The 12,534-nt window shown below is 51.4% G+C and carries 11 protein-coding genes; 4 read left to right on the top strand and 7 right to left on the bottom strand.

Features of this window, described 5'->3' with window-relative positions; translation table 11 throughout:
- Nucleotides 1–125: 125 nt before the first annotated feature.
- Nucleotides 126–689 carry a hypothetical protein gene (locus AC0QH1_RS10795; RefSeq protein WP_324631097.1) on the top strand — a complete coding sequence of 188 codons (564 nt, stop codon included), beginning with the start codon at nt 126–128 and terminating at the stop codon, nt 687–689.
- A gap of 84 nt (nt 690–773) precedes the next feature.
- On the opposite strand, the gene thrC is transcribed toward AC0QH1_RS10795, so the two are convergent.
- Nucleotides 774–1,838, bottom strand: a complete 1,065-nt coding sequence (thrC, locus tag AC0QH1_RS10790; RefSeq protein WP_324631126.1) for a threonine synthase — start codon at nt 1,836–1,838, stop codon at nt 774–776.
- A gap of 381 nt (nt 1,839–2,219) precedes the next feature.
- Between thrC and AC0QH1_RS10785 the strand changes: the two genes are divergently transcribed.
- The 3 genes from AC0QH1_RS10785 to AC0QH1_RS10775 all read left to right on the top strand — a co-directional run bounded on the left by AC0QH1_RS10785 (nt 2,220) and on the right by AC0QH1_RS10775 (nt 5,143).
- Complete coding sequence (locus AC0QH1_RS10785; protein ID WP_324631096.1) at nt 2,220–2,492, top strand: hypothetical protein; 273 nt, start codon at nt 2,220–2,222, stop codon at nt 2,490–2,492.
- A 798-nt stretch (nt 2,493–3,290) separates the two neighbouring features.
- Nucleotides 3,291–4,337, top strand: coding sequence for a fatty acid desaturase (locus AC0QH1_RS10780; protein ID WP_324631095.1), 1,047 nt, complete (start codon nt 3,291–3,293; stop codon nt 4,335–4,337).
- A 272-nt stretch (nt 4,338–4,609) separates the two neighbouring features.
- A complete protein-coding gene (locus AC0QH1_RS10775) occupies nt 4,610–5,143 on the top strand; it encodes a hypothetical protein (protein WP_324631094.1) in 534 nt (177 codons plus the stop codon).
- Nucleotides 5,144–5,273: 130 nt separating this feature from the next.
- On the opposite strand, the gene AC0QH1_RS10770 is transcribed toward AC0QH1_RS10775, so the two are convergent.
- From AC0QH1_RS10770 to AC0QH1_RS10745, 6 genes are all read right to left on the bottom strand, one after another.
- Complete coding sequence (locus AC0QH1_RS10770; RefSeq protein ID WP_324631092.1) at nt 5,274–6,632, bottom strand: hypothetical protein; 1,359 nt, start codon at nt 6,630–6,632, stop codon at nt 5,274–5,276.
- 459 nt (nt 6,633–7,091) lie between these two features.
- Nucleotides 7,092–7,337, bottom strand: a complete 246-nt coding sequence (locus AC0QH1_RS10765) for a hypothetical protein (RefSeq protein ID WP_324631091.1) — start codon at nt 7,335–7,337, stop codon at nt 7,092–7,094.
- Nucleotides 7,338–7,462: 125 nt separating this feature from the next.
- Complete coding sequence (gene glmU / locus AC0QH1_RS10760; protein WP_324631090.1) at nt 7,463–8,821, bottom strand: bifunctional UDP-N-acetylglucosamine diphosphorylase/glucosamine-1-phosphate N-acetyltransferase GlmU; 1,359 nt, start codon at nt 8,819–8,821, stop codon at nt 7,463–7,465.
- A 93-nt stretch (nt 8,822–8,914) separates the two neighbouring features.
- A complete protein-coding gene (locus AC0QH1_RS10755; protein WP_324631089.1) occupies nt 8,915–9,976 on the bottom strand; it encodes a two-component system response regulator in 1,062 nt (353 codons plus the stop codon).
- Between the two features lie 281 nt (nt 9,977–10,257).
- On the bottom strand, nt 10,258–11,193 hold the full coding sequence (locus AC0QH1_RS10750) for a tRNA (5-methylaminomethyl-2-thiouridine)(34)-methyltransferase MnmD (RefSeq protein WP_324631088.1): 936 nt from the start codon (nt 11,191–11,193) through the stop codon (nt 10,258–10,260).
- A 311-nt stretch (nt 11,194–11,504) separates the two neighbouring features.
- Entirely contained in the window at nt 11,505–12,518 is a 1,014-nt protein-coding gene (locus AC0QH1_RS10745; RefSeq protein WP_324631087.1) for an N-acetylglucosamine kinase, read from the bottom strand.
- Between the last annotated feature and the right edge of the window lie 16 nt (nt 12,519–12,534).

The following is a 12,534-nucleotide window of genomic DNA, read 5'->3' as shown; positions in this document are numbered from 1 at the left end:
CGTGGGGTCAGTTACCGGACGATCGCTCTGTCATTAGTCATAGCGCATCATCGAATTGATTCACTTTAGTGCATCCCCCGAGGAATGGGGGATAAATCTGGACGATCGCAGGGGAGGGGAAACAGATGGCTGGAGATGTTTCGCAGTGGTTGGAAGAAATTAAATCGCTCAAACAGCAGTTAGCTGAGCTGCAACAAGAGTTGCAAAAGGCTCATGGCAGTACCGATCGCTGGCGGGAACTGTACAATAAGGAGGCTCAGCAGCGCCGCAGTGAGGTTCAGCAACATCAAACGGCGATCGCTCAGTTGCGATCGCAACTCGAGGACATGCAGGGCAAATCCGCCGGGGATGCCTCGTCGGGTTCTACTGCGTCCCAATTGGCCTCGGAACTCTCGCAACTGGATGATGAAGGGTTAAAAGCTAAACTGATTGAGGTCCTGCGCGATCGCGATCGGGCGCGGCAAGAGGTGTCTCGTCTCTCGGATGCCCTGGAAGCCGAAAAAGTCGCCCACGAACAAACTCGCGCCAGTTTAACTTCTGCCCTTGGCGATACGGTGGAACTGCTCAAAAAAGGCCAATCGTCCGGAAAGGGCGGTCCGAATCTGGACTTGTTCCAATCTTTAAAAGGAATTCATCCCCCCACTTCCCCGGAAAAGCAATCGAACCATGAGGAAAGCGGGGGGAATTGAGACTTGAGACTGGAGAAGGGTTAAAAATTAAGAAGTGCGAATGGCCAAATTAATCCTGTATTCTGCATTCTTAATTCTTAGTTCTTAAAAACCCATCACTTTGGCCACGGCTTCGATTTCCGGCTCAATTCCCTGTTTGAAGGCGTTGTTGCAGTGTTTGATGGCGGTATCTGGGTCTTTGAGTCCGTTGCCAGTGAGGACGCAGACGATTTTAGCACCGGTGGGTACCCGATCTTTGACTTTTAGCAAGCCGGCGACGGAGGCGGCGGAGGCGGGTTCGCAAAATACGCCTTCTTGGGAGGCGAGGAGGCGATAGGCGTGGAGAATTTCCTCGTCGGTAACGGCAGTGAAACCGCCTCGAGAGGCTTCGGCGGCGGCGATCGCTTTTTCCCAACTGGCGGGGTTGCCGATGCGGATGGCGGTGGCGATGGTTTCGGGATTGGACACGGGGGATCCCTGAACGATGGGGGCGGAACCGGCAGCTTGAAAGCCCATCATTTGCGGCAGGCGATCGCATTTGCCGGCTTGTTTGTACTGGCAAAATCCCATCCAATAGGCGCTGATGTTGCCGGCATTGCCTACGGGAATGCACAGCCAGTCGGGGGCGTTGCCGAGCACATCCACGACTTCAAATGCACCGGTTTTTTGTCCTTCGAGGCGATAGGGATTGAGGGAATTGACTAACGTCACGGGATAGCGATCGGCCATCTCGCGCACGATTTCTAGGGCGCGATCGAAGTTACCTTTGATGGCCAATACTTCTGCGCCGTAGACTAATGCTTGGGCGAGTTTGCCGAGGGCCACATAGCCATCGGGAATCAGGACGAAGGCGCGCATTCCACCGCGTCTGGCATAAGCGGCGGCGGAAGCGGAGGTGTTGCCGGTACTGGCACAAATCACTGCCTCGGATCCTTCTTCTTTGGCTTTGGAAATGGCCATCGTCATCCCCCGATCTTTAAAACTGCCGGTGGGGTTGAGACCATCGTATTTGACGTACACTTCCACCTGTTTGCCCACGATCTCGGCGATCGCCGGGACGGGAATTAGGGGGGTGTTGCCTTCTTGCAGGGTCACGATGGGGGTGCGATCGCTCACGGGGAGATACTCGCGGTACGTTTCGAGCAAACCGGGCCAGCCGGCAGGTCGAATTGGGTCACTGTTGGAAAGTGAACCGGAATCTGGGGAAGCAGGGGTAGAAGAACTAAGCGTCACCTTGGTTAATTTAATTGCACTTCAGACAAACTTATCAGTCCGATCTCAGTTTAGCGCGAGAGTCCCCGTTGCATACTGGGGGACAAGATGATTCGGCGATCGCGCCAAAGTTGCAGGTGCATCTGGCGGGGGGAACTGAGGTAATCTACTGCCTTGCCTACCTACGGGCGGTGGGGGAGGATGACCGACACTCGGGCAATCAACCCAGAACTCCTTGCCTATTAGAAATATTGATATATCGGCTGCTTTTTTCTCTGAGAATTAAGATAAAATTAAACTTTGGTTTGAGAGTAAGCAGAAATCACTAACGAACGACTGATGCCCACTGTTCTATCTAGCCGATCCAAGTCTGAGAGCCTGCAGAGTAATCCCAATGCGGTGACGTCGGGAACCTCCGCCCAAGGTCGCGCCCGTAGTACCGACGGCGATCGCATCGTGCAAAAGCTGAAGTCTGTCTATCAGGTTCATCAGCAAGTGAAATTCCTGCACTTGCAGGCAGAAGCAGACTATCTGCTGCAACAGTTGCAAACGCTCAAACAGCAAAAGCAGCAGTTGCCCCAGTCCAACTCGGGATCGGCGCTGTCAGAATAGTGCTGCCTCTGGGAAACAAGCGGCGCATCGAGCGCGAGAATGGCACTCTATATCGGGGAATGGGGCACTGAGTGCCGATTCCCCGGTGGATGCGCCCCGTACTCCCCCCCCCAACCAGGCGCGATCGCCCCATGCCTTTACCCGGACCTGCGCGATCGCGCTGGGTTATTTTTTATGCCGCATAAAATCCCAAAATAGGATTTTTAGGGGGTCGGGGAAGGAATCCCATTGCGCGAATCAGTGGAAAGATAACAAAATTAAATAGGATTGAGTGAAATAGACTTTAGCATAAAATCGGTCAATTCTGAGAAATTTTATCGGTTTGTCTGGGGGAAATTTTTCGGCTGAGAATCGCTGCATAGAATTAAGGGATTGTCAAGGTAAAAAAATAAATTTTATATTAAGAAATAGCTGGGAGACTTTCTGAGAAAAAATTTTTTTTGGGGGCGGCGATCGCGGGGGGAAAGCGAGAGAAGACCGGCAGGGGTTTTCAGGGGCGATCGGGCCAAAGCGCCACACCTCCATGCAGGGGATCGAAACAGCAGATTGGCAAAAGTTATGGAAAAAATTCCGGCAGATTGAGGAGAGATGTGTTATAAAAATGAAAGTTTTCTGAGGTGCCGCAGGAGTATGAACTCTCGGGATGGATAGGACAAGCTACCGACTATTCCGGAACTCGGCATTTCTGTAACGGAGAAAGTACGCACTGCCTGCGACTTCTGATGGGTTAGCAGGCGTTGGATGTGCTGAAATTGAATGATTGGCAAGACCTAGAGACCGGAGAAGATTGGTTTATAAATGACTGCATCAACGTTAAAACCTCAGCCGTTGAAATCCGAGGCAATCGAGTCAGATTTTCGCCTGAGAGATATAATAAAAACCCTGCCGAAAGAGGTATTTATCCAAAATCGGCGTAAAGCTTGGACTAAGGTAGCGGTCAATGTTTTGCTGGTAGGGGTGGGCTACTGGGCGATCGCGATTTCTCCGTGGTTTTTATTACCCGTAGCTTGGGTGTTTGCGGGAACGGCGTTGACGGGATTTTTTGTGATCGGGCATGATTGCGGTCACCGCTCTTTCGCCCATCGCAAATGGGTGAACGATTTGGTGGGACATTTGACGATGTTGCCATTAATTTATCCCTTTCATGGATGGCGCATCGGTCACAATTACCACCACAAACACACGAATAAACTGTTCGAGGACAATGCGTGGGAACCTTGGACTACTGAGGATTACGATCGCACCCCTAGCGGCATCCGGTGGTTTTATCGCCGACTGCGGGGACGGTTTTGGTGGATAGGATCTATCACTCACTGGGCGTTTTTGCACTTTGACTGGCGACCCTTTACGGGGAAACAGCGCGAACAGGTGAAGTTTTCTGCGTTGGTGGTTATCGCGGGGGCGGCGATCGCCTTCCCGGTGTTAATTGCCACCACTGGCATTTGGGGATTTGTGAAGTTTTGGTTGCTCCCTTGGTTGGTGTACCATTTCTGGATGAGTACCTTTACCATCGTTCACCACACGGCGACAGATATCTCTTTTGCGATGCCCGAGGAGTGGAATGAAGCGAAAGCGCAGTTAAGCGGTTCGGTTCACTGCGACTATCCCTGGTGGGTGGAATTCCTCTGCCACGATATTAACGTTCACGTTCCTCATCACGTTTCTACGGCAATTCCGTCTTACAATTTGCGCCAGGCACATCGCAGTTTGCAAGAAAACTGGGGCGAATATCTCAAGGAAACTCGCTTTTCCTGGTCTTTGATGAAGGAGATTACGGACAAGTGTCATCTGTATGATGCGGATAACGCCTACAAGTCGTTTCGCGAATATCATGCCAGCAAGTAACCCGGGTTAGCCTGGAGGCCAAAAAATCTTTAACTAAGTCATCATCCGGATAAGGTGGATGTTGAGTGGAGACGCGGTTATCGCGTCTCTATTTGTTTTTGGGGGTTTCGTCGGGTCAATGCAGGACTTTTGTGCGGGAAAAATCCGCTGGTTTACTTCGCGAAACGCTTTGGGGGCGATCGCCACCGGGTCTCTAGGGCGGGCAAGTGTGTTTCATAATAGAACGAAAAATTGCCAGAATGTAATTTTGCCATCACAGAAGGAGGGGTGACGTGACCCAACCGATTTTTCGCCGAAATGGAGAGTCAGGGCGATCGCGCGATTCTATGCCAGAACCGATGCCGTTGAGCTATCGGGGGGTTTATCACTGCCCGGTTTGTCGCTACGGCAAAATTTCCGAACTGCCGATGATGGATGCCTTTGGCTGTCAGTTTTGCAACCACATTTTTAGTGCAGACATCGAGAATAACTCGGTGAAATTGGCCGATAGTTCCCTGCCCCTGACTTGGTATTGGAATGGTCGCCGATGGCAAGGGGCGCATCGTGCCGGTGTAGAATTGGGGTGGCCGATTTGGATTGCGGCGATCGCGATCGTGGCATTGCCTCCCACGGTGGTGGGACTCGCTGCCTATATATTTCCCCCGGTCCCCGGTAGCAGTTTGAGTTGGTTGCCTCAGTTTTGGACCGTTTCCGCATTTTTCGCCCATCTCACGATCGTGATTTGGCTGCTGGTGGAATACTATCAGTTTCCCCTGTTGGTCTTTGTCCGCGCGTGGCGACGGCGTTTGGGGCGACAAGCATCGTGAACGGCGATCGCTTTTCCCCACATCCGTTTGGGCTTGGGGTGCAAAACTTGCGCCCCTTAACCCCCACTCTAACCCAGGTTTTCCCCATTCTGGGGGATGTGTCATCTAGGGACGACCTTCTATTTTTCTTCTATTTTTTCTGTTTTTTAGCAACGCTAAAAATCCGATAGTTACCCCGTTTGGAGTCTGGCTTTAGGTTGCCTTTTTTTTCCTCGATCTGCACCAGATTATATTCCACATTGTCGGCATGAATGGCAAAGGTAATCTGACAAATATCTAAAAAGTTCAGCAACCACTGACATTCTGCCACCGACTGACTTTCGTAATAGCGAATTAATTTAGCCAGACAAGCATCTAGGTGCGTCTGACTGGAGGGAGAAATCAAAATAATTTTTAAAAGCAAGACCACTAAGGTGAGTGGGTTTCCCTGAGATAGCATAATAATAAATAATTCTGACGGATCGCGATGGTTTTCTAGAATGAGGAAATTTATGACGCGATTGCAGGTTCTCGCAATTAGTCCTTGACTGATAATTTCATCCTCGTAGTCTGAATAAAGGGGGTCTATTTTTTCAGAGAGCTTGTTGGTCGCTTTTTCTAAAAATGTTTTATCGTAAATTGAGTAAGTTAAATACTTGACGAGGGCGGGTTTAAAGGTTTTATAAGTAAGTCCAGAAATTTGATGGCGAAAAATATTGGCTAAATTGGCATAGCTAAAGGTTCCGCGTTTGGTGACGAGGGTTTTCACCAAATGCAGAATTTCATCCCCTAAACTGGTGGGATTAGCGATCGCGCTGTCTTTGGTCAAAGTAGACTGAGACCGCGCCGTGTACATCGCTAGGTCGAATTTAAAGCGGTTTTTGAGTTCGTGGGATAGGGCTTTTGCCGCTTCTCGCTGGGCTTTAGAGTGCTTTTTGTCCAGATAGCGATCGACCAGTAAATAAGAAGTATAGCGATCGCTCCAATTTTCCTCTCCTTGCGGGTCGTATTTCGCCGCAAATCGCTTCAGCTCTTGATAGTCTTGACTGTGGCAAAAGTTCATCAACCAACTGCGCCGACGTTGGGAACCCTCGGCGTCGGGATGAGAGATAATCCTGCGGCGATCGAACAGTTCCACTAATTCTTTGATGGGTTTGTAAATTCTGGCCGTTTGCCAGTTGTTGACTAGAATGTAGCAACAGCGAACCATGATGGTTTGAAATCCTTTTTCGTCATCGCAGTGGATGAGTTGCTCTACCGCTTGTTTGACGTGGATATTCGTTTCGTTCGCCCCTTGTATAAAAACCCGCTGAAATTCAAATACGACCAGTTCCGAAGGCCAGGTTTTCATTAACTCGAAAAAATAGGGGCAAATTGTCTGTTGTGCTTGTTGGCGACTTTCCGTTTCGCTGCTACCGGATATCTCTGTGGCGATCGCAGTGTCTGCAATGGGTCGCGAAGCGCCGAGGGTGGGTTTGGATCCAGTGGTTGGCAAGTTGTCCGCGAGCATGTTTCAGTCTCAATCCTCAGTAAAAGTTCTGGTTTGTCGGGTTCATTGAACTCCCTACAAGTTTCGCTACTGGTTTGAGGGGGAATAGAACCGATTTTTCTGTTTCCCGTCTGGATTAAACCCAAGCCGGTTTTAGGCGTAGCGCCCCCACACTGTGGTTATTTTTATCAAAGCGAAGGAGATTGAATCTTAGAATAGCAGAAATTCCCTGCCCGGAGAAAATTTCCATTTAACGGAATTTCATTTCCGGAAGGGGTTGGTTGCTCTGGCGCGTTTTCGGCACCCCAAGTCAGAGCGATCGCGCCTACAGCTATATCATAAACTCATTTCCTTCGTCAATCACCAACCTTGATAAAAAGCTTAATAATTTAGACTCGCTTTTCCCCGGAGGAAAATCTTGTACATCTATCGTAATTGAGTATTAAAAATTATTGAATTAAAAGAGTTTATCGGAAACTTTTAAATTGTAAATGCAATAAATAATTCAGTGGAAGTGGCAAAATTATCCGATCGCATCGGGTTGGCAAACGGGCAGAAAATAGAGCGCAAGGTGGGGGGAATCCCTGGCGGAAGCGCTAGCAAGGTGGTATTGCCCAGGAACCCCACAGTCGGCGATCGCAGAAGCAGCCGCATCATCGAAAGCAGGGGAGAACTTTCCTCTCTGAGCAAAATTTGATATCCCTGTTGGGGTTCTTTTCCGGCCACAATTGTGTAAATCGCCCGCTGGCGTTTGACGAGATATCAATCGACCTTCAATCGCCCGCATTTGGCTTTTATATAAAAACCGATAAAAGGGGCGGCAGAGGGGGATCTGCCGCCAAGGTGAAACGCTAGTCTGCTTTGGGTTTCAATTGCCAATCGGGTTTGACGGTTTGACGCGATCGCGCGATCGCCAGGGAATGGTCTGGTACGTCGTTAGTTATCGTCGAACCTGCGGCAATGGTGACATTTTCCCCGATAGAGACGGGAGCGACCAGCACGCTATTCGAGCCGGTTTTGGTACCGCTGCCGATGTGAGTTTGATGTTTTTGTACCCCATCGTAGTTGGCGGTAATCGTGCCCGCGCCCACATTGACGCGATCGCCGGTGGTGGTATCGCCCAGGTAGGACAAATGAGCCACATTGGTGCGATCGCCGATTTTGCTTTTCTTGACCTCTACAAAATTCCCGATGCGACAAGACTCGCCGATTTGAGCCTCGCCGCGCAGGTGGGCGTAGGGGCCGATTCGACTGCCCGCCTTCACCTGAGAGTGGGAAACCACCGAATACATCACCCGCACATTTTCGCCGATTTCGCTATCTTCAATCGTCGTACCCGGACCGATATGGCTGCCAGATTTAATCAACGTATTGCCGCGCAAGTGAGTTTGCGGTTCCACGATCGCATCGGATTCCAACTGCACCGTATCGTCAATCGTGATGCTATCCGGGTCGATCAGGGTGACACCGGCACTCATCCAAGCATCCTTAACCCGCATCTGTAAAATTTGATACGCTTTTGCCAACTGCTTGCGATCGTTAATGCCGAGAATTTCCTGATAATCTTCCACCTGCACCACCCGTACCGGATGCAAATAATTCACCGCATCGGTCAGATAAAATTCTCCCTGGTCATTTTCCGACTTCAAAGACGGCAAAACCTTAGCCAAATCCGGCCAATGGAAACAGTAAACCCCACCATTAATCCGACGATTTTGCTTTTGTGCCGCCGTACAATCGCGGTCTTCAACGATTTGCTTGAGCTGGTGTTTGCTGTCACAAAAAACCCGCCCGTAGCCCTTTGGATCCGGCACTTGGGCGGTTAAAATCGTTGCGGCATTGCCCTGTTCCTTGTGGGTCGAGAGCAACATCTGAATGGTTTCCGGGCGCAACAGGGGCACATCCCCATTCAGGACGAGCAGATCCCCCTCGAACCCTTCCAAATGGGGAAGGAGTTGTTGGATGGCGTGACCCGTACCCAGTTGATCTTTTTGTTCGACAAATTCGAGATTGTCGTATCGTTCGAGAGCGGTTTGCACTTGTTCGCCTCGATAGCCGACGATAATCAAACGTCGCGATCGCGGAATTTGCGATAAGCTATCGAGTACCCGTTCTACGAGCGATCGGCCTGCCAACTGATGTAAGACTTTTGGCAGGTCTGACTTCATGCGTGTCCCGCGTCCTGCGGCTAAAATCGCTACTGCTACCATTGTTTTCTCAGCCCATCTTTCTCACCGAAGTATATCGCGCTTTCTGCTCCCTGATGACAATTGGATCCATTCCTAGGGGAAAATGGGAAGGGTTTACGAAGACGCCATCGACCAACCCTGGGCGATCGCGCCGCGATCGCGAGCAGACAGCACCCGGTTGTCCACCCTAGGCAGAGGAGAATCCCCCATTTCAGTTTTGCGGATAAACTCCCAAAAGCGCTCCATTAACTTCGGGTTGCGCCATCCCCTTTCCGTTTCTTCCGCCATAATCTCCAGAGCCTTTTCTGGGGAAAACGCGGGTTTGTAAGGACGTTCGCTGGTCAGGGCGTCGTAAATATCAATCGCTTGAAACACCTGAGCGAGAAAGGGAATCTCATCCCCGACCAACCCCTCGGGATATCCGCTACCATCCCACCGTTCGTGGTGATGGCGGATAATCGGACGCACCCCGCGCATGGTTCGCAGGGGTTGGCAAATCTTGTCGCCAATAATCACGTGCTCTCGCATGATTTCCCACTCTTCTGGAGTCAGTTTCCCCCGTTTGAGCAGGACCGCATCGGGGATGCCCACTTTCCCGATATCGTGCAGATAGCCGCCCCACATTAAATCGCGAATTTGGGCGCGCGAGAGTCCCAGATATTCGCCAAAGGCTTCACCCCGGGCCACCAAGCGTTCGCAGTGGTCGCCGGTATTCGGGTCGCGACTTTCCACGGTCCGGGCGATGGAAATCAAGGCTTGTTCGGCGTGGTCGAGGTCTTCGTTGAGCCGCTTTTGCCGTACCAGGGACTTTACCCTAGCGGTGAGTTCTAAGTGGTCGAAGGGTTTGGTGAGGAAATCATCTGCGCCGACTTCAATTCCGCGAATGCGCGATCGCCGATCGTTCAAGGCGGTCACAAAAACGATCGGGATCAGGCGCGTCGGTTCTGCTTGTTTGAGCTGACGACAGACTTCAAACCCATCCATATCGGGCATCATCACGTCAAGCAAAATCAAATCCGGGTTGTTTTGCTTGACGCTTTCAAGCGCCGCCGGTCCACTGTCGGCTTCGATAATATCGTACCCTTCCACCGACAAAAGGGCCACCGCCGTCATCCGGCTGGCACTGCGATCGTCAACGACGAGGATTTTGCACTGTTCTGGATCGATAAAATTCACGGACAAACACCTTGCGATTGAGTATTTGTAAAAGCTACTGCTAGATTGAGTGAACGATTCACATAATCGGTTTTTTAAGGACGCTACCAATTCTATTTTGACATTACCGCAAGAGCTTTGAGTTTTAAAATCCGCTATTTTACGCAAATTTCCTTCGCCGTTGGTAGAGATTTCCCGGTTCCCCCGAGTTGTTACAAAATGTAAATTTTCTCCAGAGATTTTTAAGATTTTACCACGGGGTTTTCTGGAGCAAGCCGCGTACGCACTGCGTCGCAATGGGTTTAGCCCTCTTCACTCCTCCCTTTGACTTCGGGTCGATCCCCGATCGGTTTTTTTGTCAGACTCGCCCATCTTTTCTTCCAACGGGAGGTTGGTTCCAAGGTAGATGCTTCCTGTTCGGTTTGACGGCGTTGGCGGATTGCTTCAGCAGTATCTAACAACTGGGGATCGCGATAGGGAATCGCCGCCCGAGTGTGTAGGTGTTCTCGTTCTTGCGGAGACAGTGGCGGTAAATCAATCGTGGTAAAACTGGCAATGGTTCCGGGCGATCGCCGACCCACCGGCGGCGTCGATCCGATTTGTAAACCTGTAGCCATCAAAGCGGTTCGTACAGCAGCAGAACAAGAATAGGTTGCCAATCTTCCCGTCGGTTTCAAACAGCACGTTAGGAATTGTAAAAATTCCACCGTCCACAGTTGCGGACAATTGGGCGGGGAAAACGGGTCGAGAAAAATTGCATCGGCTAGAAAATTGGATTGAATCACTTTTTGAATGGTTTGTCGCGCATCGCCGATGAGCAATTTTCCCTGGAATTTGTCCCCGTTCGCCACCCGATCGCCCGCTTGTGCGGTAGCCAGTTGAGCCAGAATCTGCGGAATTGGCGATCGGCAACTTTCAAATAAATGATGAGCGATCGCAGCTTGCGGCACTGCTGCATTAAATTCCAATCCCACCCATTCCACGCGGCACTTCGGATTCACAGCCCAAATAGTTTCCAAAGCCGACGCTGTATTATATCCCAATCCATAGCAAATGTCAACTATCCGCAGGATGGGATGCGAGGCTTTTTCTGCTAATTGAGTGGGAACTGCAAACTTTTCCCGGGCCTCCTGTCGCGCGCCAAAATGGGAATGAAACGCCTCGCCAAATTCCGCCGAAAAAAAGGTAAACGACCCATCCCCAGTCAATTGTGGGGTAAAAATTTCCGTTTCTGACATGGTTGTTCCTGTGATGCATGAGTGTAGAATGCCTCGCCTGTGGCAACAATTTCTTGCCGTACAGAACTCAGCGCCGCCAATTCCCCTGCAAGAGCAATATTGTGATTGCAACCGAGATGAGTGACGGGCAATTAATAAAGATAACCTCTCGAAACTATCCGCCTGTGATATCTGCTCACCACCGAATCGGTTGCCATTGACAAAAGTGCCCGATCGCCCTATCTCTTTCCCGATGGCAGCACAGCATCATCAAATTCCTTCCCGGAAGTGAATTCTCCGGTTTTCAGGTAGAAATAATTGGGGTGGGAATATCAGCAGATGCCGATTTGACGGCGGACTAATAACGCCGCACCTTCGGCGGGGTGGTGGCGGGGCCAGATGACCTGGGCGCGGGGAAAGCGAGAGACGATCGCCCGGACAAAGCGATCGCGCATGTTGTCCACACTGCGCCAGACACCGCCCATCGTCACCACCTCAAACCGATCGGCGATCGCAAATAACCCTTGCGCCACAGTTTGCGTTATTAATCCTAACTCCGCCGCCGCATGGTCCATAATTTGATTCGCCACTGCATCTCCCGCCGTCGCCGCTTCATCCACAACCGGGGCTAAACTGGCAATCTGCTTTACCCCCCACCCACGCCGATAGATTGCCTCGATCAGGTCTTCCGGGGCATTCAACTGCAGGCGGTCCATAAAACCGCGAGTTAACATCGTGACGGGCGATCGCCCGTCATGCGATCGCACGGCGGCGCGCAACCCCTGCAGGGCAATATCGTACCCGCTACCTTCGTCCCCCAATAGATATCCCCATCCGCCGGCGCGTTGGGTAGTTCCGGCGCGGTTGCACCCATAGGCGATCGAACCGGTTCCGGCGATCGTCACCACTCCTTCAGTGTGCCCGGTTCCCCCCACTAAAGCGATCGCGCAGTCGTGAGTCACCAGAATACCCTGGGGATGCAATTGCCAATTCACCGACAACCCCTCCCGTTGCGGTAAAGTTTCCACCAACGCGCGGGCGGTGGCCACATCTTGCGGGCGACCCACCCCCGCCAATCCCACACCAATCCCGGCGATCGCCAGACCCGGAACTGACGCCGTAGCGCGGGCGATCGCCTCCGCGATCGCCCCAGTTGCGGCCTCAATCCCAATTGTTTGATAATTAGAAGGTCCCGCCTCCCCTCGTCCCCACACCGCCCCGGATGCATCCATCACCACGCAAACGGTTTTCGTCCCGCCACCATCAATCCCCAACACTCCCGGGGGTTTCATCCGGGCGGGTGTGGAACTCGGTGGGTGAATCATTGCCAATTGTCCCTCGTTCATGCAAAAACTTTTCCCC

Source organism: Phormidium sp. CCY1219 (assembly GCF_055795085.1).
Note: the sequence above shows the minus strand (reverse complement) of the source record. Positions and strands in the feature narration are given on the sequence as shown.